The sequence below is a fragment of the Streptomyces sp. NPDC007896 genome, assembly GCF_042959425.1.
Lineage (GTDB): Bacteria > Actinomycetota > Actinomycetes > Streptomycetales > Streptomycetaceae > Streptomyces.
Window position 1 is genome coordinate 90,364 of the sequence record NZ_JBIBKX010000026.1, and the last position, 22,802, is coordinate 113,165.

Sequence of the window (22,802 nt, forward strand, 5' to 3'; positions counted from 1 at the left end):
ATGACCGTCGTAGAAGAGAACCTCCTCGCGGAGAACCCCGTCCTGGCCGCCGGGCCCCCCGCCCCGGAGCCCACCCTGCCCCCCGACCGGCCGCGCCGCATCGGCGGCGTCAGCCGCTCGGGCGTGCTGTCCCTCACCGGCGCCGCCGCCTCCGGGCTGTGCGTGACGATCCTGCTGTACGGCGAACTCGCCCCGTTCTCGGGCGCCTTGGGCTTCACCCTCACCGCCTACCTGTTCTTCCTCGCGATCTACGCGGTGTTGACGGGATTCGAGGAGGACGGGCAGGCCGTACGGGACCGCGTCATGACCGTCGTGCTGTGGACCGCGGCCACGCTGCTGTTCTCGGCGCTCGTCCTCGTCGTCGGCTTCACCGCCTGGCGCGGCCGGGAGGCGCTGCCGCACGGCAACTTCTTCACCCAGGACATGCAGGCGGCGGGCCCGCTCGACCCGCTGACGAACGGCGGCATCGCCCACGCGATGCTCGGCACCCTCACCATGACCGCCATCGCGCTCGCGATCACCATCCCGCTGGGCCTGGCCTGCGCGGTCTACCTGAACCAGATCCCGGGGCGCTTCTCCCGCTTCGTGCGCACCATCGTCGAGGCGATGACCGCGTTGCCCTCGATCGTGGCGGGCCTGATGGTGTACGCCGTCTGGATCCTCGGCCTCGGCATGCAGAAGTCGGGCCTCGCGGCGGGCTTCGCGATCAGCGTGATGATGCTGCCGATCGTGATCCGCGCGTCGGACGTCGTGCTGCGACTGGTGCCGGGGACCCTGACCGAAGCGGCCGAGGCGCTCGGCGCACCCCGCTGGCGCACCGTCTGGCACGTCGTCCTGCCCACCGCCCGCTCCGGACTCGCCACCGCCGTCATCCTCGGCACCGCGCGCGGCATCGGCGAGACCTCTCCCGTCCTGCTGACCGCCGGATTCACCGCGGCGCTCAACACCGATCCCACCAGCGGGCCGATGGTGTCCCTGCCGCTGGCCGTCTTCAACTTCGTCAAGTCGCCCCAGCCGACCATGATCGCCCGCGGCTTCGGCGCGGCGGCCGTCCTCATGGCCCTGGTCCTGGTGCTGTTCGTGATCGCCCGCGTGATCGGTGGCCGCGGCCCCGGCCACCAGACCAGGCGTCAGGCCCGCCGCACCGCCCGCGCCTCGCGGCAGGACGTGGCGCGCTTCGACGAACTGCATGCCCCCGGCCTGTCCCTGTTCGAGGCCGCCCCCCGTACCGAAGCGTCCGCCACAGCCGCCCCCACCGCCCCCGGAGAGAACGACTGATGCGCAGCCACCTCCATACCGTCCTCGGGCGCCTGCGCGCCCTTGCGACCCTCGGCGCCCTGTTCGGCATGATCGCCGGGCTGCTGGCCGGGCCCGCGGCGGCAACCGCCACGGCCGAGAGCTACACCCCGGTCGCCGGGGCCGGCTCCACCTGGGCCGAGAACGCCATCGACCAGTGGCGCAAGGCCGTCAACCAGTACGGGATGCGGATCAGTTACGCCGGCAACGGCTCCTCCGACGGCCGCCGCCAGTTCCTCAGCAGCACCGTCGACTTCGCGGTCTCGGACATCCCCTTCCAGACCCACCCCACCGACGGCTCGGCCGCCGAACGCCCGTCGGCCGGCAGCTACGCCTACATGCCGATCGTGGCCGGCGGCACCGCCTTCATGTACCACCTGACCGTCAACGGCAAGCGGGTCACCAACCTCCGCCTCTCCGGAGACGTCGTCACCAAGATCTTCACCGGCGTCGTCAAGACCTGGGACGACCCGGTGATCAAGGCCGACAACCCGGGGCTCCAGCTTCCGCACCGCTCCGTCGTGCCCGTCGTCCGCTCCGACGGCTCCGGCTCCACCGCCCAGTTCACGATGTGGATGGCCAACCAGCACGCGTCGCTGTGGCAGGCGTACTGCGGCAAGGTCGGCCGCTCCGGGGCCTGCGGGCAGACCTCGTACTACCCGACCGTGCCCGGCATGATCGCCCAGTCCGGCGACCCGGGCGTGGCGGGCTACGTCGCCCAGAACTACGGCGAGGGCGCCATCGGCTACGTCAACTACTCGTACGCCATCAACGAGGGCTATCCGGTCGCCAAGGTCCTCAACCACGCCGGCTACTACACCGAGCCGACCCCGAAGAACGTCGCCGTCTCGCTCCTCAAGGCGAGGATCAACACGAACAAGAGCTCCGCCGACTACCTCACCCAGCAGCTCGACGGCGTCTACAACGACACCGACAAGCGCAACTACCCGCTCTCCAGCTACTCGTACATGATCCTGCCGCTGCGGGTGCAGGGCATCTTCACCGAGGCCAAGGGCAAGACGCTCGGCGCGTTCTCGTACTACTTCATGTGCCAGGGCCAGCAGCAGATGCCCAAGCTCGGCTACTCGCCCCTGCCCATCAACCTGGTGCAGGCGGGCTTCGACCAGATCCGCCGGATCCCGGGCGTGCAGGCCAAGAACATCAACATCAAGGGCTGCAACAACCCGACCTTCTCCTCCGACGGCCACAACAAGCTCGCCGAGACGGCCCCCTACCCGGCCGCCTGCGACAAGAAGGGTGCCCCGGCCTGCAACACCGGCAGCGGCGGCGCCAAGTCGGGCGGCGGCAGCGGGGGTTCGGGGACGACGGGCGGTACGAGCGGCGGCGGCACGTCGGGCGGTTCCGCGAACGGCGGTACGAGTGGGGGGAGTTCGGGCACCGGCGGCGCCACGGGCGGCTCGGGCGGCACGGCGGGCGGCAGCGCCCAGCCCGTCGTCGACCCCGACACCGGACAGACCCTGGCGCCCGGCACCGGCGGCGCATCGGGCACCGGCGGCGGCACCGCCGCGGACGGCACCATCGCCCTCGCCCAGCCGGTCGCCGTGGCCGGACACAGCGGCTGGACCACCACCCAGACGCTGATGCTGCTCGCCGTGGCCCTGGTGCTCGGGCTGCTGCTCCTGCCGTCCCTCGTCTCACGGGCGATGGCCGGGCGGGGCGGGAACGGTGGGATCGATGGGGCTGGTGGGGCCGGTGGGGCTGGTGGGGTCGGCCGGAAGGGCGACTCGGAGAACCTCACGGACGGGGGCGCGCGATGAAGCGCATACGCAACCTGCTGGCGCGCCTCGTCGCCGGCGCCGCCGTGGGCGCGCTGGCCGGCCTCGCGGTCGCCCAGACCGCCGCGCCCGCGACCGCGGCGAGCGGCGCGCAGGCCACCGACTCCGCCGTCACCGTCTCCGGCCGCGGCGAGTTCAAGGACATGAGGTTCACGGTCAGCCAGACCAAGCACCTCACCAGCCAGGCGATCACCGTCTCCTGGACCGGCGGCGCCCCGACCACCCTGGCGGGCACGCTGTTCAACACCGACTTCGTCCAGATCATGCAGTGCTGGGGCGACGACGACGGCACCGTCCCGGCCAACCCCGGCCCGTCGCGCACCCAGTGCCAGTACGGGGCCTCCCCGACCACCGACCGGGGCAACTGGCCGGGCAACGAGTACGACGACACCCGCAAGATCTTCTACAGCGCCGACCCCAGCAACTACGGCCAGGACGACCGCTACGGCGCCGGCGGCGTCTCCGGACAGGGCGAGGTGCCCTTCAAGTCCGTCGACGGCACGCTGATCACCTCCGGCACCCAGAACAACGCCCTGTACAGCCGCAACACCACCAACGAGGTCGACTTCGCCCGCACCGGCGCCGACGGCAAGGGCCAGGAGTTCTTCGAGGTGCAGACCGCCAACGAGGCCCCGCACCTGGGCTGCGGCGTCCCGGTCACGGCGGGCGGCCGTACGACCCCGCGCTCCTGCTGGCTGGTGATCGTCCCGCAGGGCCACCTCGACCTCGACGGCAAGCCCTACGCCGACACCAGCCAGGTCAACGCCGGCTCCCCGGTCTCCTCCACCAACTGGAAGAACCGCGTCGCCGTCAAGCTCGGCTTCAACTCGGTCGGCACCAACTGCGCCCTCGGCTCCGACGAACGCGCCACCACCGGCAGCGAACTCGCCGCCGACGCCATGACCAGCTGGCAGACGGCCCTGTGCCCGACCGGCAAGGTGTTCGGCTACACCGAACTCGGCGAGCCCGACACCCGCGCCCGCCTCGCCGGCGACGGCACCTCCGGGCTCGCCTTCACCACCCGCGCCCTCGGCACGGACCCCGGCACGACCGCCCCGACGGACAGCACCGTCTACGCGCCCACCGCGCTCTCGGGCACCGTCATCGGCTTCACCATCGAACGCAGACCCAGGGCCGGAGCCTCCGAAGCGACTCGCCGCCTCGCCGGAACCAAGGTCGACTCCATCGACCTCACGCCCCGGCTGGTCGCCAAGCTGCTCACCGAGTCCTACCGCAACTCCCCCTGGGGAGCGGTCCTCGGCACCACCGTCGCCAAGGGCTACGGCTGGGCGAAGAACAACCCGGCGGGCCTGGCGAGCGACCCCGAGTTCCTCGCGCTCAACCCCGAGTTCGCGGAGCTGTCCATCCCCGAGACCCCGGCCACCGACACCGACCTGCTGACCTCGCTCGGCCGCACCGACTCGGCCCGCGCCGTCTGGCAGTGGATCGTCTCCGACAAGGAGGCCCGCGGCTTCCTCGCGGGCGTGTCCGACGACTGGGGGATGCGCGTCAACCCGTACTTCAGCACCAACGCGGACCTGAACCCGACCAGTGTCGCCTTCGACCCGGCGAACACGGACACGTACCCCAAGAGCGACCCCTGGTGCACGGTCCCGCCGAACTCCGGCGCCACCGAGGACAACAAGCAGTGCATGATCGACTTCCATCCGTATGTGACGGACATGCACTCCGGCGCCCTGCACACCCGGCGCGCCGACAGCCTGTGGAAGGCGACCTGGGACCCGCTGGCCAGCCCGCCCGCGTACAAGAGCCCCGGTCCGCAGACGGTGGGTTCCCGGTTCGTGATCACCGTCACGGACGCGGCCTCCGCCGCCCGCTACGGCCTGCAGACCGCGCGGCTGCGCAACACGGCCGGCACGTTCGTCGCGCCCACGACCGCGTCCCTCACCGCCGCCGCGTCCTCCGTGTCCGGTGCCCACGCGGCCGAGATCAGCCCCGCCAAGGCCACCGCGAAGGGTGCCTACCCACTCGCGCAACTCGTGTACGCGGCGGTGCGCCCGGCCAAGCTCGACGCGGCCGCCCGCAAGGCCTACGCGGCGCTGCTCACGTACGCCTCCGGCACCGGGCAGGTCCCCGGCGCGGACCCCGGCCTGCTCCCGGCCGGCTACGCCCCGCTGTCGAAGGCACAGCGCGCGAAGACGACCCACGCCGCCGACGCCCTCGTCCACTACACGGGGCCGTCCGCCACCGGCGGCGGCTCCTCCGGTGGAACCTCCGGTGGATCGAGCGGCGGCGGTACGGGGGGCACGGGTGACTCCGGTGGTACGTCGGCCGGGGGCGGTGCCGACGACACCGGCGGCACGGCCGGCTCCGACGGTGCGGCGTCCGGCGGCGGGAGCGCGAGCCCCACGCCCAGCGGCGCGCCCTCGTACGACGGCGGCAAGGCCCTCGCGACCACCGCCCAGGGCACCACACCGGCCGACCCCGCGAACGCGCTGCGCTACGCCGTGCCGGTCGGTGCCGCGCTCGGCGCCGTGGCCGGGCTCGGCGCGCCCTTCGCGGGCGGCGGCCGGCTCCGCTTCCCGCTGCGCGTGCCGCTGCCCGGCGGCCGCGCCCTGACCATCCCCGCCCCGACCCTCCCGGAACGGCTGCGCAGGCTGCTGCCCCCGGGACGGGACTGAGCCCCGTGCCCGGCCCGCCGGGCTGTGGCTCTCGGGACGGGGGAGTCCGGTCCGCCGGGCTGAGGCTCCTGGATGACGGAGTCCGGCCCTTCCGGGCCCACGCTCCCGTACGACGGGGCCGGGCCCGCCGGGCCTGGGCCTTCGAGCAGGGGAGTCCAGGTCCACCGGGCGCGGGCTCCCGAACCACGGAGTCCGGCCCACCGGCCGCGGCTCCCGAACCACGGGGCCGGGCCTGACGGGCCGAGGCTCCCCGAGGAGGGAGTCCTGCCCGCCGGGCCAGGACTCCATGACGACGGAGCCAGGTTCGCCCGGGCCGGGGCTCCCCACAGACGGCCGTCCGCCCCGAAAGGCAGTCGGGGCGGGCGGCCTGACCCCCCACCCTGCCAGATCCACCCACGCAGAACCGCCGTACAACCGACGCTCAACCACAGGAGAACCTCGATGCGCACAACGCGCCTCACCGCGGCCATGGTCGCCGCCGCCGTGGTGTCCGGCACGCTGGCTCTCGCGAGCCCGGCGTCCGCCGACCCCACCCCCGCCGGGACCTTCCGCCAGCTTGTCGGCGTGGGTTCCGACACCACCCAGGACGTCCTCAACGCCCTCGCCGGTGACATCGTCAACGGCAAGAGCTACGCCGACACCGCCGTGAAGGCGGGCGACGCGGGCATCGCCTCGTACGACGCGTTCGTGCCCGGCGCCGCCACCTCCACCATCCAGACGCGCTCCGGCGGCCCGACCTTCCTGCGCCCCAACGGGTCCGGCCCGGGCCGCGCCGCCCTCAGCATGTCGCTGACGGGTGACAAGTTCCCGAACGCGACTGGTGTCGCCGTCAAGGGACAGGTCGACTTCGCCCGCTCCTCAGGCGGCCCGAGCACCTCCGGCAACACCCTCACCTACATCCCGTTCGCCCGGGACGCGGTGGGCGTCGCCGTCCGCGGCTCCGCCCTCGACACCCTGACGGTCGACCAGCTGCACGACATCTACACCTCCGGCGACACCCGCCTGAAGGTACTGAACGGCCAGACCCTGCACGCGGTCCTCCCGCAGGCCGGCTCCGGCACCCGCAAGTTCTTCCTCGCGGCGATCGGCCTGACCGAGACCACGGTCTCCTCGGAGATCCCGACCGTCCAGGAGAACCAGGCCAACGCCGCGCTCACCGAGGACGGCGCGCTCGTCCCGTTCTCCGTGGGCAGCTGGATCGCCCAGAACAACGGCATCGCCCCCGACTACAGCAAGACCGCGGTCGCCGCCGGAGCCCACCTGGCCAGTGTCCAGCTGCCCGGCGACAGCGGCGCCACCAGCCCGGTGACCACGGTGAACGGCAAGCTCACCCCGGTCGGCGGCTACTTCGAGAACGCCACCTTCGGCCGCGACGTCTACAACGTCGTCCCGAGCCGCGCGATCGACCCCACCAGCGTCTTCTTCGACAAGGCGCTGTACGACGTCTTCGTCACCAGCGGCACCCACGAGGCGGCCCTCGCCACCGACACCGCCGAGAAGGTCATCGCCGACTTCGGCTTCCTGAACGAGTCGTACAACGGCTCGGTCAACCCGGCCAAGCACGCCAAGCTCGGCGGCCTGGAGGTGTCCGGCATCGACACCGCGACGCCGTCCGCACCCGCCCTGAAGGCCACCCCCGGCGACGCGAGCCTCAAGCTGACCTGGACCGCCCCCACCCCCGCGCCCGCGCTGCCCGTCACCGACTACCGCGTCACGCTGACCGGTTCGGACGGCGCCGTCGTGGCCGTCAAGGACGTCCCGGCCACCACCACGTCGTACAGCTTCACCGGCCTGGCCCTCGGCACCTACACCGCCTCGGTCTCCGCCGCCAACCTCAACGGCAATGGCAACGCGGCCTCCTGGACCGGCGCCGTCAAGTACACCAGCGCCGTGAAGGCCACCGCCGCCACGACCGCGTACGGCAGGACCCCGAAGGTCGCCGTCGCCGTCACCGGCTCGCACGGCGTCGTCCCGAGCGGCAAGGTGACCGTCAAGGACGGCACCACCACGCTCGGCACCGGCACCCTGGACAGCTCCGGCAAGGTCACCATCGGCCTGTCCAACCACCTCAAGGTCGCCACGCACACCCTGTCGGTGTCCTACGGCGGCAGCACCAAGCTCAACGCGTCCTCGACGACCGCCAAGCTGACGATCACCAAGGCGACCGCGTCGGTCAGCAGCACCGCGCCCGCCTCGATCAGCCACACCGGCCGCGCCAAGGTCGCCGTGAAGGTCACCGCGACCGGCACCACGCCGACCGGCACGGTCCGTGTCTACGAGGGCTCCCGGGTGATCGCCACCGGCACGCTGAGCGGCGGCAAGGTGACCATCACCCTGCCCAAGCTGAGCCGTGGCAAGCACACCCTGCACGTGTTCTACGCGGGCTCCACGACGGTGAACTCGAAGAACGGCGCGAGCTTCACCATCAAGTCCACCTGACGCAGGACCCGTCGGGGAGGCCGCGACCGCGGTCTCCCCGACGGCCCCACCAGTGAAGCCATGGAAGGAGACGCGTCGCCGTGACGGTCGCCGTACAGACCACGCTCACCACGCCCGTGCCGCGGCTGGGCGTTCGGGGAGTCACCGCCGTCCGGCACCTCGCCCGGGGCGGTCTGCTCACCCTGGCCGCCCTGCTGCTCGGCCTCACCGCGCAGCTGCTGCTCGTCAGCGGCATCCAGGAACGGGCCGCGCAGCACGCCTCGTACGACGCGCTGCGCACCCAACTCGCCCTCGGTACCGCCCCGGTGGCCCAGACCGACCAGCAGGGCAGACTGCTCGCGCCCGGCACCGCGGTCGCCCTCATCGACATCCCCGCCGTCCACGTCCACCAGGTCGTCCTGGAGGGCACCGACTCCGCCGTCCTCACCGACGGCCCCGGCCACCGCCGGGACACCCCGCTGCCCGGACAGTCCGGCACCAGCGTGTTGATGGGCCGCGCGGCCGCCTACGGGGGGCCCTTCGGCCGTCTCGACCAGCTCGCCACGGGCGACACGTTCACCGTGACCACCGGCCAGGGCAAGGCGAAGTACCAGGTCCTCGGCGTACGACGGGCCGGCGACCCGGCGCCCGCCGCCGTGGCCTCCGGCAAGGGCCGCCTGGTCCTCGTCACGGCCACCGGCCCGCACTTCATGCCCGGCGGAGTGCTGCGCGTCGACGCCGACCTGATCTCCACCCCCGCCCAGACCCCGGCGGCCGTCATCCGCTCCGGCACGCTCCCGGAGTCCGAACAGCCCCTCGCGCACCCCTCCGGCGTGCCGTGGCCGCTGGTCATGTGGCTCCAGGCGCTGGTGGCCGCCGCCGTCGCCGCGGTGTGGACCTGGCACCGCTGGGGCCGGCACCAGACGTGGATCGTGTTCGCCCCGGTCGTCGCGGTGCTCGGCCTCCAGGTCGCCGTCCGCACCACCGAACTGCTGCCCAACCTGATGTGAACCCTGTGAACCTTCCCGAGACCCACGATCACCACGAGGTGCCCGACGTGACCGATGCGACCGCTTCCCTCGATCCGACGGCGACCGACACCGCCGTGTTGCCGCCCGTCGCTCCCGTCGCGCCCGTCGCGCCCGTCGGGCCCGTCAGGACCGTGAGGGGAGCCGCGAAGGGGGCCGCCGCTCCCGCGACCCTCGAAGCCCGTGCCGTCTCGGCCTGGTTCGGCAGCCACCAGGTGCTGCAACAGGTCTCCCTCACGATGCCCGCCGGGCAGGTCACCGCCCTGATCGGCCCCTCCGGCTGCGGCAAGTCGACCTTCCTGCGCACGCTCAACCGGATGCACGAGCTGATCCCCACGGCCGCGATGGGCGGCGAGGTCCTCTTCGACGGCGAGGACATCTACGCCCCCGAGCGCCGTCTGACCGACGCCCGCCGCAGGATCGGCATGGTCTTCCAGAAGCCCAACCCGTTCCCCGCCATGTCGATCTACGACAACGTGGTGGCGGGTCTGCGCCTGACGGGCACGCGCGTCGGCCGTCGCGAGAAGGACGAGCTGGTCGAGGAGAGCCTGACCAGGGCAGGCCTGTGGAAGGAGGTACGGGACCGCCTCCGACAGCCCGGCGGCGCGCTCTCCGGCGGCCAGCAGCAACGCCTGTGCATCGCCCGCGCCCTGGCCGTACGTCCCCAGGTGCTGCTGATGGACGAGCCGTGCTCGGCGCTCGACCCCACCTCGACCCGCCGGGTCGAGGAGACCATCCACGAACTCGCGGGCCAGGTGACCGTCGTGATCGTCACCCACAACATGCAGCAGGCGGCCCGCGTCTCCCAGCGGTGCGCGTTCTTCCTCGCCGAGCAGGGCACCCCCGGCGGCATCGTCGAACACGGCCTCACCGAACACATCTTCGGCACCCCCGAGGACCAGCGCACGGCGGACTATGTGGCGGGCCGCTTCGGCTGACATCCTCGGCTTCCGTGATGATCAGACGTCGTACCCTCCTGACCGCGCTCGCGACCACCCCCGTCCTGAGTGGCGTCGCGGTGACCACGACCGCCACGCCTGCGGCAGCCGCCGAACCCGCCTCGAACACGGCCCTCTACGCGGACCCCACATGGACCGAGGGCGTCCACTGGGGCCGCCGCTCCAGACGCCACCTGATCGACGACCAGAGCACGACCGGCCGCGCCCCCTTCCTCCGCTCCGCGGTCATCGCCCCGCACGGCGGCGGCATCGAAGGGGGCACTTCGGAACTCTGCCTGGCCATAGCCGGTTACGACCCCGCCGACCTCGCACCCACCCCGGCGGTCGGCCCGGTGCACGACTTCTGGATGTTCGAGGGCCTGATGAGCAGCGGAAACGGGGCGCTGCACGTCACCTCCACCCACTGCGACGACACGATCGCCCGCTCGCTGTGCGCGGGCAGCCTGAACGCCCTTTCCCTGCACGGGTGCAGCCCCGAGCAGGCGGGCCTGGAGTCCGGCGCCAAGGCGGTCCTGATCGGCGGCCTCAACTCGACCTTCCGGCAGTACTTGCTGGAGGAGTTCACCGCAGTCGGCATCCGAGCGTTGACGGCGTCCGGCGAGGAGGAGATCGCCGGTGTCTCCCCGGACAACATCTGCAACCGCACCCTGCTCGGCATGGGCGCCCAGCTGGAGATCACCACGGCCCTGCGTGCCTCGATGTTCGCCCCCGGGAAGAACACGGTGGCCGACCGCGCCACCAACCTCCTCCCGCCCTTCTGGACCTTCACCGCCGCGACCCGCAGGGCGATCGACCGGGTGGAGGCGGGGCAGACGGTGCTGTGACCGTCCCCTCACCGAACACGACCGTCGAAAGGGAGCCGCGATGTCGACGCCGGATGCTCAGGCCTGGGCCGAGGCGCTCGGCATGTACGAGCGGCGGTACTCGTACGTCTTGGTGGGGCCCCGCGCCCACCAGGACTGGGTGCGGGACGTCGCGGCAGTCATGCGGCGGGAGGTGACGGATCCCCGGTCCTGGAGGTGGCTCGACGTCGACGAAGGCGAGCAGGAACGGCTGGAGGAACCGTTCTTCCCCTTCGCCCTGCCGCCCTCCGCTCCACAAAGCGCGGCCGCCTGGCGGCGCGGACTGCGGACGGTGCCCCGGACATCGGTGGAAAGGCTGCTGGTCATGCTGTCCACCACGTGGCTGGACGTCCCGAGTGAACGCGCCCGCAATGACTTCGAGACCCGTCGTCCGGAACTGGAGCGGAAGGCCCGGGTGATCCTCTCCCGCTTCCCGGAGGAGACGTCCTTCCATACGAACGCCGGGTACCCGAGAGCGAGTACCGACAGCCGCACCGACGCCCCGGACTTCTACGAGGCGACCACCGGCTGCACCCCTCTCTCCCAGTACGACTGGGACCTCGGCCTGATCGCGGTCTCCGGGACCGAACTTGCCCTCTTCTGGTCCTTCGACGCCACCTGAAACCTCGTAAGATTCTTGGGCGTACGTGACGTGCGATGCCGATGTGACGGGGGCAGGGGTACGGCATGGGAGTGCACGGAGCAGGCGGGGGGCACGGAGGCGGTGGCCCCGACCTGAGGGTGTCAGGGCAGGACCTCACCAAGCTCGCCGATGACCTCGACGACATGCAGGATCACCTCGACAAGCAGGTCAGGCGGATGGACGCGATCGTCGACCGCGTCGAGGCGGGCTGGCGGGGCCCGGCGGCGACGGCGTACCGCGAGTTCCACCGGGCGGCAACCGAGGACGCCGTACGCATCCGCGAAGTGATGAGGCTGCTGGAGCAGGCCGTACGGCTGAGCCGCGACGGTTTCAGCCGGCGCGACCTGGACGTGCTCGAGCAGATGCGGCGGATCCAGGTGGACATCGACAGCGAGGTCGACAGGCTCTCCACGCCGAATCCGGCTGCCGAGGCGAACGGTGAGCCTTCACCGGCGCGCAGCAGTCTCGACTCCTTCTGAATCCGGCGTACTGAGAGAACCGCCAAGTACTCGTTTCGCACCCACCGTTGCCCACACCAAGGGGGATCATGTCGACCGGGGCCACCGACGACGACCACATAGCCGTCTCCTTCGCCACGCTCCACGACCTCGCCGCAGAACTGGAAGACATCCTCAAGCAGCTCAACGGCAAGCTCGACGACCTCTACGACCGCGCGGAACCCGTTGTCCTGTCATGGAAGGGCGAGGCCCGCGAGGTCTTCGTCGACAAACTCGACGAGTGGGACCGCTCGGCGCAGGACCTGCAGGCGGCCCAGAAGTGGCTGCACGAGTACGTGACCACCGGCCACGCCAACTATGCGGCGGCGCACCGGGCGGTGCTGCGGGGCTGGGGAGGCGCCTGATGGCAACGCCCTCACCTTCGTCCTCAAGCACGCCCCCGGCCACCACGGGCAACGGCTCGCTGCCCGCCCCGTCGTCCGGCTCGGGCGCGACCCCCGCCCCTTCTCCCGGTTCCCTCAAGAACCCCCAGGGCAAGGACATCTCGCAGCAGGACACAGGCTCGGCACGGGGCCAACGCTCCGACGAACTGGCGACGATGAAGCCCGCCGCGCCAGGCAACGCCGTCGGCTTCGACGTCCAGCCGAAGCACGTGTACTACGCGTCGTACATGCTGCGCAACGCCCAGTACGACTTCGCGGACCGGGCCAGGAGTCTCGTCGACACTCTGGACGGGTACGCGCACGCGGCGGGCTGCGGATCGGGCCCGGAGGCCTTCGCCAAGGTGTACGCCGAGACCGCCGCCCTCTTCCTCGATGTGTGGGACAGGGCTACGGAGGGCGTCGGCGGCGCCTCCGTGGGCCTCACGGTGACAGCCAACAACTACGCGGAGGCAGAACACGCCACCAATGTCCTGACCCCGGCCGTGGTGAAGAAGAGCCCACCGGCCGTCCTCAAGAAGGCCGGCGCGGGCGGCCCCGTCGCCGAACTCGGCTGGGGCAACGCTCCCGCCGAGGACGGCTGGGGCAACGCGATCATCGACGATGTCTCCGGCGCGGTGAGCTGGGTCGGAGACCACATCCTGCGCCCGGTCCTCAAGTACGCGCTGCAGCACGGGAAGGTCGCCGACATCACGCCCGGCGGCGACGACGTCGAACTTCCGAAGATCGCGCAGGCCTGGCGCCAGGCCCGTACAGATACCAAGAATTCCGCGGACTCCTTCGACGACGCGATCGCCTACATCACCAATCCTGCTGCAGGGAACGACGAGTGGCAGGGCGCGATGAAGCAGTTCTGCTCGGCGATCTGGGGAACGTCGGACTGGGGCAAGGAGCACCACGGCTACAAGTGGGCCCACAAGGACGGTCAACAGCCCGCGCTGAATGTCCTCCAGGACACCGCACGCGCCATCGCGATCGCGTGCGACGGAGTCAGCGCCGAAGTGACGAAGATCAGGTCCACGATCACTGACGTATACAAGGATGCCGCGGCGAAGACCTTCGCGGTGAAAGGAGTCATGGATGCCCTGGAAAAGCTCGGCGAACTCCCCGAGTTGGCAGCGGAGTTCATCTCCAACATCGACACGGGCCGCCTCAACCATGCCGTCGACTCCTACAACAGTGAGATACACCGCTACGGGGACGACTTAATCAATCTCAAGGACGCATTGGAAGAGGCAAAACGTAGTGTGCCCACGTACGCCGCCGAGGAGGCGCGGGCTGAGGCATTCGGTGCGCGATCGCTGAACGAATTCAAGACGGAGCACAAATACATCAGGGACGGGGACGAGCAGAACCACTTCTACGCCTTGGACTTGGCGAGCCAGGAGGGAATTCACGACAGCCACGTCATCGACAAACACGTTGGTAAGACGGACGAGCAGCTTGCGCAACGCCTCAGGGATCAGCAGATACTGCGTGACGGGACGGTGAGGCCAGTAGCCGCGTCCAGCTTCACGAATATGGCCTCTGCCCAGCGGTTCACCCAGGAAGCAATGGACGACGTTGGGAATGCGCAGAAGATTGAGAACTGGTTGAACAGACTGGAAAATAACCCGAACGAAAGATCGACGCTCAACCTGTCTCTTTCCTTCAGTGATGTGACCGGCCGGACGGTCCTGCGGAGCGAGTACGATCAGAAGGGCCTGAGCGCTCAGGGCGCCGACGTGCACAGCGTCGAAGTGGTGCTGCGCTACAAACAAGCCGTAGAGCCGAAGTTCGTAGTCCTCACCTCCATGCCCACGACGCCGTGAGCCGAGACTGCAGGTTTCGTGAGCGTTCAAGAAGAAGCGAGGAAGGTGTCGCCAGCGTTGACCACATACATCGGGGCAGTGTTCAACAACGGATTTGTTTCGCGGTTGCTCGACCTGTCCCTTCGCGCGAACACCTCGGAGAACGAAGACTTCGAGCATGATCTTGCCCGCCTCTGCCGGAGCATGCAGCGTGCGCGGGGTGCTTCCTGGGTGCTGCCGCTGGCCACTGCCGCGGCCACGGTGGATCTTGTCGCAGAGGTGTTGGCGAGCTCCTTGCGAACCCGAATTCCGGCAGGTTTCGAGGAGAAGCTGAGCCTCGCGGCCGGCGGTCGTCCGGCGGAGGAGTATCTGTCGGACGCCGCCTCCGCCATCCGCAAACTCGACGGCGGGGTTGTCCCCGGTTACGGGGAGCTTTCCATGGCTCCGTGGGAGGCCCGCCTCGTGTTTCCGGAAGTGATCGACTTCAAATACTGGGTGGAGACGGACGAGTTCGAAACACTCGACGAGTGTTTGTGGGCCGGGTTCGACAGCCTGCATCCCGGAGAATGTGCGAGCAGGGCAACGGCTCTCATAGCGCAGTCACAAGAAGCCCTGCTCCTCTTTCCCGATCCGGACGTTCTGCGCTCGACGCTTTCGCAGAGTATGCCGTGGGTGTCTCGCAACGTTCTGCGAGAGATCGTCCGAAAGGGCAATGAACACCTCGCCGAGCTGCATGGAGTCTCAGGACGATGACAAGGCCGACCGCCAACAGGGCCGCCACCTACCCCGACCGGGAAACCGCCCAATGGGCCACCCAGCAGGTCGTCACCGCCAATGAGCAGCTGATCCACCGCTGGCTCGCTCAGTCCACCCGCCCCCGCCTGACGATCGAGGCGTCGTGGCCCTCGCGCAGCGAGCCGGTCGGCCGGGTGCTGATCCAGGCGATGATGCTGGCGGGCCGTGAGCCCGTGGACGTACGCGCGGCCCGCGTGGTGCTCAAGCGCGACACGACCCGCCCCCATGGCTTCGTAGTCCAGGCCACCTTCCCCGTCTATCTGTAGAGCCCCGTAGAGACCAGTAGAGGCTGATCACCGTGCCCCTGAGCCCCCTCGAACACGACCGCCGCTACGGCGAACTGGACCAGGTGATCCGCGCCTACGCCGGGCAGCCCGCCGACGACACCCCGGACAAGCCCAGCCAGGCCCTGACCGCCTACCTCCGCCACACCTGGCACACCCGTCCCTGGGCACTGGCCACGGCGGAGACCCAGCTGCGGGAGTACGCCCGCAACCCGCCCGGCCGACTCCGCCTGCGCCTCGGCGAGTTCTACGCGATCCCGGACGTCGGGCTACCCGAGGCGGACATCCAACAGTGGCTGTCCTGCCTCGCCGACCACATCAAGCACAGCGTCGAGACCGGCGAGGCCCCGCCCCCGGCCACCCCCACCACCCACTGGGAATGGCACGCCCGCTTCCCCGAACTCGCCCAGCTCCTCGGCGGCTGGTTCTCCCAGGACATGCCGGACGAGTTGGACGACCACGACGCCGCCGTCGACGACTACGCGGCCGGCACCCACCCCCAGCTGGTCGCCCGCCTGGTCGGCGAACTGCGCGAACTCCTCGCCCTGGACCTGGACGAGCCCGACTACGCCCTGGCCGTCGCCGAACTGGGCATGGAGGTCGACCCGCCGGCTCCCTACAGCCCCAGCGGCTGGCTCACCCTCGTCTCCCAACGACTTGAGCAGCCGCACGCGGACTACGGGCCGGACGCCGGTCAGTGAAGTGCTCGGGCCGTTCTCTGCCCCACGTACACCGCGAACGCCGCCCAGGTGGACGAAGCGACCACGACTACGGACCCGTCCACGTCCTTTGAGTCACGGACCGCGACGGTGCCGGGTATGTTGCGGGCGACTTCGACGCACTCGCCGTTGCCGCTGCTGTGGCTGGACTTGGCGAACTCGAACTGCGGCACGGCTCACAACTCCTTGCGGATACGTTCGATCAGGGCGGTGGAATCGCGAAGAGCGAGTCCGCTCCGGGCGATCCGCTCGAATGTGGCGTTGTGGCGCGCGGCGTCGGCCTCGCTCTCCAGCCACAGGGTAGATGAGGTGGTGTCCATGTAGACCACGTCCATCGCGCCGGGTTCGGCGAACGAGACGATGCTGAAGGCGCTGGTCATCCCGGGATGGGAACCGGCGAGGAAGGGAAGCACCTGAAGCCTGACATTGGGCAGACGGGACGCTTCCGCCAGGTGCGCCAGTTGTACACGCATGACCTCGCGGCCGCCGACAAGTTGACGCAGTGCGCCCTCGCCCACGACAGCCCACAGGCTGAGAGGGTTCGTGTCCGTCAAGCGTGCCTGCCGCGCGATCTTCGCCTCGACGAAACGCTCGATGTCGTCGGGGTCGTCCCAGTCGGCGTTGCCGATCGCGAGAGCCCGGGCGTAGTCCGGAGTCTGCAAGAGGCCGGGAACGAAGGCTCCTTGCCAGGTACGGATTCCGGTCGAGATGTCCTCGAGGGCCACGTACTCAACCAGAGAGCGAAGCTCGGGGTACTGGTTCCACCACCCCTTGGCCTTACGGCGCCCCCGGTCGGTCTTGGCGAGGTTCAGCAGCCGTTCCACGACTTTCGGGTCGGTCACGCCGTACAGGTCGCACAGGATCTGGATGTCGGGATCGCGGAAGGGTACCCAGCCGCGCTCCATCTTGGCGACCTTGGCCGCAGTTGCCGACAGCGCCTCCGCGGCTTGTGGCTGCGTCAGGCCGGCCGTGTCGCGCAGCGTCAGCAGCTCACCGCCCAACTTGCGGGCGAGGACGGTGGATACGCGGTTGCCGCGCGTGAACGGGACTGCGGTCACGTCGGATTACCTCCCGGGTCGCGGCCAGTGTGCAGGTCGCCGAGCAGGGTCGCAAAGCTAGGGGACATATTTCCCTGAGACTCCTTGCCCGCTATGTCGCCACTCCACTACTGTCAGTTTTCAAACGACTACCCAAAGGCATCAGTTGGCGGAAGTGCACCGTGCTGCCCAAGCCGGCCCGCGCGGCATGGCCACCCCACCTGGCGCCCGCCCTCGCGCAAGGAGACGCACCCCGTGACCAACTCCTGCCCTCCCCCTCGCTTCCCCAAGGGCAACGACCGCTACGACTCCGTGGACTACACCCCCTACCTGAGCAACATCCCCCGCGCCCGCAGACGCGTCGCCCAACTCGCCGTCGACTGGGGTCACCCCGACGTCGCCGGCGACGCGGCGCTGCTGGCGAGCGAGTTGTGCACGAACGCCCTGCTCCACGGGTGCTTACGGGACCGCCTGTTCCGCGTCGAGACGTCGCTGACCGGCAACGCACTGCGCGTCGCCGTGACCGACCCGAGGGGCGAGCGGCTTCCGTATCACCACGCGCCCGTCGCGGATGACCAGTCCGGCCGAGGCCTCCTCATCGTCCGCACGCTCGCGAACCGCTGGTCCGTGGAGAAACTCACCGTGGGCAAGACCGTCTGGGCGGAGCTGGAAACGCGCGGGGATCTTGATGTCTGACCTGCTGAGCCGTCGTCGGCAAGACCACCCCGCGGCGGCTGTGTGACGGCGTCGACAGGGACACGCACACAGGCCACGCACTCAGGGCCAGGTAGGAAACGGCGAAGATACCGTCGCGATCAAGATCCTCATGATCGGCAGCATGGCTGTCTGACGCCGTCGACCGATCAGGCGCCCCAGGTCATCCCCACGCCCCTCCGGCGCTGACCCCGGCGGCCCCTCGCGCCCGGGTCGACAGGAAGTGGTGTCCGGGCATCCGTGCGCATGATCTTGGTCAGGTCTGTGGGACCGTAGAGCACGGGAATGGGCTCGGACACCCCGAGCGTTCCCCTATGGGAGTCCGCGGGCAGCCCCGGCGGACTGGATCGAGAGAGGGTCGGCGGCCCGCATCAAGGGCCCGCGTCGCCCCGTGGTCACGGACCGTCACCGCAGTCGGTCATCCTCCCGGACGCGGCAGTCGGCCTTCGGCCGGGATGCGGCCCGGGCAGGGCGCGCATACCGTCTGGCTCAAGATCCCATCGTCCGGAAAGACAGGCGAGCATACCCATCCCACCTGAAACCTATGCGGCACGTGGCCAAGTTTCTTCCCCTGACGGGCTGAAGTTTTGTTGATCGTGGGTCAGTTGGCCACCCCGTCGCCCTACCCTTCAAAGGGTGAACCAATTGATGTCCCGAGAGTACGAGGCCGATGTCCCCGGGGGAGCAGCGCTCCCCGGCGCCCTGTCCGACGCCCTGCGTGCCGAGCTGATCGCGTTCCGGCGCGACATGCACATGCACCCTGAGCTCGGCAACCAGGAGTTCCGCACCACCGCGGCACTCAAGGCACGCCTGGAGCAGGCGGGCCTCAAGCCCCGCGTGCTCGACATCGGGACCGGGCTCATCTGTGACATCGGGATCGACGGCGATGAAGGTGCAGGGGAGGGTGCGGGGGACGGGGAACGAGCCCGCGTACGAGCCCGCGCACGGGACGGCGCGGTCGACGGCGGACGCGGCATGCTCGCCCTGCGTGCCGACATCGACGCGCTGCCCATCCCGGACACGAAGAGCGACTGCGCGTACCGCTCGACCGTGCCCGACCGCGCGCACGCCTGCGGCCACGACGTGCACACGACCGTCGTCCTCGGCGCCGGGCTCGTCCTCGCCGAGCTGCATCGCCAGGGGCTCCTGCCGCATCCCGTACGGCTGATCTTCCAGCCCGCCGAAGAGGTCCTGCCCGGGGGCGCGCCCGACGCCATCGAGTCGGGAGTGCTGGACGGCGTGGGGCGGATCATCGGAGTGCACTGCGACCCGAAGGTCGACGCCGGGCGGATCGGACTGCGCCACGGTCCCATCACCTCCGCCTGCGACCGGCTGGAAGTCTCACTCGACGGCGCCGGAGGCCACACCGCGCGCCCCCACCTCACCACCGACCTCGTCACCGCCGCCGCGCGCGTCGTCACCGACGTGCCGTCCCTCGTCGCCCGGCGCGTGGACGCCCGCAGCGGGCTCGCGGTGACCTGGGGACGGATCGAGTCCGGGCACGCCTGCAACGTCATCCCGCAGCACGCCGAGCTCTCCGGGACCGTACGCTGCCTCGACCTCGAAGCCTGGCGGCAGGCGCCCGACCTGCTGCACGCGGCCATCGACGAGATCGCCAACCTGTACCGGGCCAAGTCCGAGATCAACTACATCCGGGGCGTCCCGCCGGTCGTCAACGACCCGGCGGTCACGGAGCTCCTCCACGACGCCATGACCTCGCGGCGCGGCCCGCACTCCGTCGAGGACACCGAGCAGAGCCTCGGCGGCGAGGACTTCTCCTGGTACCTGGAGCACGTGCCTGGCGCCATGGCCCGCCTCGGCGTCCGTACGCCGGGCGAGCGCACCACCCGTGACCTGCACCGCGGCGACTTCGACGTGGACGAGTCGGCCATCACGGCCGGAGTCGAGCTCTTCACCGCGGCGGCCCTGCTGGACGCGATCCGCTAGGTCTTCCAGGTCCTGTAGGTCCTGTAGGTCCTCCAGGTCCCCCCCCGGGTCCTCCAGATCCTGTAGGGCCTGGCCGGCATGATCCGCCGGACAGGCCCTGGACGCGGTCCCACGAACGCGAGACGCTCACTCGGAGACGGCGCACAAATGACGTCGGGGTACCCGGGCCGCCGGTCCGTCCGATGCCCCGATCGGCACCCCTTTGCCCGCTTGCGTCACCCCGTCGTAACGGGTGGCGCGCAAACGTAACCCGGTGGCGGCACGGTTCGATAACGGCCAGGAGAAACACCGTTCCCCTCCCCTTCTACGCGCGTTACTGTGCGCCGAAATCGCTGCGTCGGCGGCGTGTTGGGGAAGCGGACCGGCGACGGCCGTGGGGATGAAGGGTGCTTGCTGTGCGTCTGATGTCTCGGAGGACCAGGTTCTCCCAAGCAGCGGTGGCCGTCTCGGTCATCGCCCTCGCGGCGGTCGGTTGTGGCAAGTCGAGCACCGACACGAGCAGCGACTCCAAGAAGAGCTCGTCGGGCTACACCGGGAAGGGCATCGGTCTCGCGTACGACATCGGCGGCAAGGGCGACCAGTCCTTCAACGACGCCGCGTTCGCCGGTTTCCAGAAGGCCGAGACCGAGTTCAAGATCGGCGGCCGGGACATCGAGCCGCAGGACGGCGAGTCCGACGCCGACAAGGTGCAGCGCCTGGAGCAGCTCGCCAAGTCCGGCTACAACCCGGTGATCGGCGTGGGCTTCGTGTACGCGCCGGCCGTCAAGGAGGTCGCGGCGAAGTACCCGAAGGTGACCTTCGGCATCATCGACGACGAGCAGGACAAGGCGGCGAACATAGCCGACCTGGTCTTCCACGAGGAGCAGTCCTCCTACCTCGCGGGTGTCGCGGCGGCGAAGGCCACCAAGAAGAACCACATCGGCTTCATCGGCGGCGTGGACATCCCGCTCATCCACAAGTTCGAGGCGGGCTTCGACCAGGGCGCGAAGTCGGTCAACCCGAGCATCAAGATCGAGTCGCAGTACCTGACGCAGACGCCCCAGGAGGGTGGCTTCGCCAGCCCCGACAAGGGCAAGGACGCGGCGGCCGGCCAGATCGAGAAGGGCGCCGACGTGCTGTACCACGCGGCCGGCCTGTCCGGTCAGGGCGTGATCTCCGAGGCCGCCTCCAAGAAGGTGTGGGCCATCGGCGTCGACTCCGACCAGTACGCGCAGAGCTCCCTGGCCAAGTACAAGGACTGGATCCTCGGCTCGGCCCTGAAGAACGTCGGCGGCGCGGTGTACGACCTGGCCAAGTCCGTCGTCGACGGCAAGCCGCTGAGCGGTGTCGTGCGCGGTGACCTGAAGTCGGGCGGCGTCGGCTTCGCCGACTCCAACCCGAAGTACAAGGCCATGAAGGACGTCGCCGCTGCGGTCGACAAGGCCAAGCAGGACATCATCGACGGCAAGGTCACGGTCAAGACGACCCAGTGAGTCGTGCCTGCCGCGACTGATCACCGGTGAGGGAGCCCCCGGCCCGTTGTACGGGCCGGGGGCTCCCTCATGCATGCGGTCATGCGGGGTCGTCGGTGAACGCCTCGAAGCCGGACCGCGGTGCCCGACAGAGCACTGCCGATACCCGGTGGGAACCTCTCGAAAAGATCAAACTTGGGCAGAATTCCGCAAAGTACCATGGTCTGGTGCATGGCATCGCATACGTCGACGACGGGCCCGGGGGCCGGGTGGCTTTGCCGAGTGGAAGCCCCAGGTGCGCCCTTGGTGTTCGGAGTTTGTTCTCCGAGGGTTCAAAACGGTCGGATAACACTCTGGCGACGTGGGTTCTCTGCTATGTCTACGCGCGTTACGCTGCGGCGGAATCAGCGCCTGGTTTGGGCGCCTGCACAAAGGAGTCACGTTCATGCGCCGGGTGTCCCGAATCGCGGTTGCGGGCGTTGCGACCGCATCCCTCGCCGTTGCCCTCTCCGCCTGTGGCGGCTCGTCCACCGAAGCCTCGAGCGGCGGCTCGGCCAAGACCAAGGGCATAGGCCTTGCGTACGACATCGGCGGCAAGGGTGACCAGTCCTTCAACGACGCCGCGTTCGCCGGTTTCCAGAAGGCCGAGAAAGACCTCAAGATCGGCGGCCGGGACATCGAGCCGCAGGACGGCGAGTCCGACGCCGACAAGGTGCAGCGCCTGGAGCAGCTCGCCAAGTCCGGCTACAACCCGGTGATCGGCGTCGGCTTCGTGTACGCGCCGGCCGTCAAGGAGGTCGCGGCGAAGTACCCGAAGACCACCTTCGGCATCATCGACGACGAGCAGGACAAGGCCGCGAACGTGGCCGACATGGTCTTCCACGAGGAGCAGGCCTCCTACCTCGCGGGTGTCGCGGCGGCCAAGGCCACCAAGAAGGACCACATCGGCTTCGTCGGCGGCGTGGACATCCCGCTGATCCACAAGTTCGAGGCCGGGTACGTCCAGGGCGCCCAGTCGGTCAACCCGAAGATCAAGATCGAGAAGCAGTACCTGACCCAGACGCCCCAGGAGGGTGGCTTCTCCAGCCCCGACAAGGGCAAGGACGCGGCCGAGGGTCAGATCGAGGCGGGCGCAGACGTGATCTACGCCGCCGCGGGCCTGTCGGGCCAGGGTGTCATCCAGTCCGCCGCCTCGCACAAGGTGTGGGCCATCGGCGTCGACTCCGACCAGTACAAGCAGGACGCGCTGGCCAAGTACAAGGACTACATCCTGACTTCGGCCACCAAGGACGTCGCCGGGGCGGTCTACAACCTCGCGAAGTCCGTGGCGGACGGCAAGCCCGAGACCGGCGTCGTCCGTGCCAGCCTGGCCACCGGCGGTGTCGGCCTCGCCGACTCGAACCCGGTGTTCAAGAACAACGCCGACCTGCAGGCCGCGCTGAAGAAGGCCGAGGCGGGTATCAAGGACGGCTCGATCACGGTCAAGACCTCCTGACCCGAGTCCTGATCCCGGCCCAGGTCACGACGTCATCACCAGACGTCG

Annotated in this window: 20 protein-coding genes; 18 read left to right on the forward strand and 2 right to left on the reverse strand. The window is 69.8% G+C overall.

What is annotated here, in order from left to right; translation table 11 throughout:
* From pstA to ACFZDJ_RS49490, 14 genes are all read left to right on the forward strand, one after another.
* The gene (gene pstA, locus ACFZDJ_RS49425; protein WP_391069432.1) at positions 1-1,278 is read left to right on the forward strand and encodes a phosphate ABC transporter permease PstA; all 1,278 of its coding nucleotides are present in this window, start codon (positions 1-3) and stop codon (positions 1,276-1,278) included.
* On the forward strand, positions 1,278-3,074 hold the full coding sequence (locus tag ACFZDJ_RS49430; protein WP_391069433.1) for a substrate-binding domain-containing protein: 1,797 nt from the start codon (positions 1,278-1,280) through the stop codon (positions 3,072-3,074). The genes pstA and ACFZDJ_RS49430 overlap by 1 nt, the downstream gene beginning before the upstream one ends.
* A complete protein-coding gene (locus ACFZDJ_RS49435; RefSeq protein ID WP_391069435.1) occupies positions 3,071-5,734 on the forward strand; it encodes a hypothetical protein in 2,664 nt (887 codons plus the stop codon). Before ACFZDJ_RS49430 ends, ACFZDJ_RS49435 begins: the two co-directional genes overlap by 4 nt.
* Positions 5,735-6,175: 441 nt before the next feature.
* Complete coding sequence (locus ACFZDJ_RS49440; RefSeq protein ID WP_391069437.1) at positions 6,176-8,173, forward strand: Ig-like domain repeat protein; 1,998 nt, start codon at positions 6,176-6,178, stop codon at positions 8,171-8,173.
* 80 nt (positions 8,174-8,253) lie between these two features.
* Positions 8,254-9,162, forward strand: a complete 909-nt coding sequence (locus ACFZDJ_RS49445) for a sortase (RefSeq protein WP_391069439.1) — start codon at positions 8,254-8,256, stop codon at positions 9,160-9,162.
* Positions 9,163-9,314: 152 nt separating this feature from the next.
* Entirely contained in the window at positions 9,315-10,118 is an 804-nt protein-coding gene (pstB, locus tag ACFZDJ_RS49450) for a phosphate ABC transporter ATP-binding protein PstB (protein ID WP_390934810.1), read from the forward strand.
* Positions 10,119-10,135: 17 nt separating this feature from the next.
* Entirely contained in the window at positions 10,136-10,963 is an 828-nt protein-coding gene (locus ACFZDJ_RS49455; protein WP_391069440.1) for a poly-gamma-glutamate hydrolase family protein, read from the forward strand.
* 40 nt (positions 10,964-11,003) lie between these two features.
* Positions 11,004-11,603, forward strand: coding sequence for a hypothetical protein (locus ACFZDJ_RS49460; protein WP_391069442.1), 600 nt, complete (start codon positions 11,004-11,006; stop codon positions 11,601-11,603).
* Between the two features lie 65 nt (positions 11,604-11,668).
* Entirely contained in the window at positions 11,669-12,103 is a 435-nt protein-coding gene (locus tag ACFZDJ_RS49465) for a WXG100 family type VII secretion target (protein ID WP_391069444.1), read from the forward strand.
* Between the two features lie 68 nt (positions 12,104-12,171).
* Positions 12,172-12,486, forward strand: coding sequence for a WXG100 family type VII secretion target (locus ACFZDJ_RS49470; protein ID WP_391069446.1), 315 nt, complete (start codon positions 12,172-12,174; stop codon positions 12,484-12,486).
* A 266-nt stretch (positions 12,487-12,752) separates the two neighbouring features.
* On the forward strand, positions 12,753-14,333 hold the full coding sequence (locus ACFZDJ_RS49475; protein WP_391069448.1) for an RNase A-like domain-containing protein: 1,581 nt from the start codon (positions 12,753-12,755) through the stop codon (positions 14,331-14,333).
* Between the two features lie 57 nt (positions 14,334-14,390).
* On the forward strand, positions 14,391-15,065 hold the full coding sequence (locus tag ACFZDJ_RS49480; RefSeq protein WP_391069450.1) for a hypothetical protein: 675 nt from the start codon (positions 14,391-14,393) through the stop codon (positions 15,063-15,065).
* Positions 15,062-15,373: an RNase A-like domain-containing protein gene (locus tag ACFZDJ_RS49485; RefSeq protein WP_391069452.1), complete on the forward strand. Its 312-nt coding sequence runs from the start codon at positions 15,062-15,064 to the stop codon at positions 15,371-15,373. Before ACFZDJ_RS49480 ends, ACFZDJ_RS49485 begins: the two co-directional genes overlap by 4 nt.
* A gap of 32 nt (positions 15,374-15,405) precedes the next feature.
* A complete protein-coding gene (locus ACFZDJ_RS49490; protein WP_391069454.1) occupies positions 15,406-16,092 on the forward strand; it encodes a contact-dependent growth inhibition system immunity protein in 687 nt (228 codons plus the stop codon).
* On the opposite strand, the gene ACFZDJ_RS49495 is transcribed toward ACFZDJ_RS49490, so the two are convergent.
* Together ACFZDJ_RS49495 and ACFZDJ_RS49500 are read right to left on the reverse strand one after the other, a co-directional pair.
* The gene (locus ACFZDJ_RS49495) at positions 16,086-16,283 is read right to left on the reverse strand and encodes a DUF397 domain-containing protein (RefSeq protein ID WP_382177363.1); all 198 of its coding nucleotides are present in this window, start codon (positions 16,281-16,283) and stop codon (positions 16,086-16,088) included. The two genes, ACFZDJ_RS49490 and ACFZDJ_RS49495, sit on opposite strands and share 7 nt — an antisense overlap.
* A 3-nt stretch (positions 16,284-16,286) precedes the next feature.
* A complete protein-coding gene (locus ACFZDJ_RS49500; protein ID WP_382120076.1) occupies positions 16,287-17,111 on the reverse strand; it encodes a DUF5753 domain-containing protein in 825 nt (274 codons plus the stop codon).
* Between the two features lie 291 nt (positions 17,112-17,402).
* Here ACFZDJ_RS49500 and ACFZDJ_RS49505 point away from each other — a divergent pair, with 291 nt between their 5' ends.
* The 4 genes from ACFZDJ_RS49505 (at position 17,403) to ACFZDJ_RS49520 (ending at position 22,754) form a co-directional block, all read left to right on the forward strand.
* Positions 17,403-17,843 (forward strand): ATP-binding protein, encoded by a 441-nt coding sequence (locus ACFZDJ_RS49505; protein WP_391069457.1) that lies wholly within the window; start codon positions 17,403-17,405, stop codon positions 17,841-17,843.
* 666 nt (positions 17,844-18,509) lie between these two features.
* Complete coding sequence (locus ACFZDJ_RS49510) at positions 18,510-19,808, forward strand: amidohydrolase (RefSeq protein WP_168510602.1); 1,299 nt, start codon at positions 18,510-18,512, stop codon at positions 19,806-19,808.
* Positions 19,809-20,212: 404 nt separating this feature from the next.
* Positions 20,213-21,280, forward strand: a complete 1,068-nt coding sequence (locus tag ACFZDJ_RS49515; protein WP_168510604.1) for a BMP family protein — start codon at positions 20,213-20,215, stop codon at positions 21,278-21,280.
* A gap of 424 nt (positions 21,281-21,704) precedes the next feature.
* The gene (locus ACFZDJ_RS49520) at positions 21,705-22,754 is read left to right on the forward strand and encodes a BMP family protein (protein WP_384909540.1); all 1,050 of its coding nucleotides are present in this window, start codon (positions 21,705-21,707) and stop codon (positions 22,752-22,754) included.
* Positions 22,755-22,802: the final 48 nt, after the last annotated feature.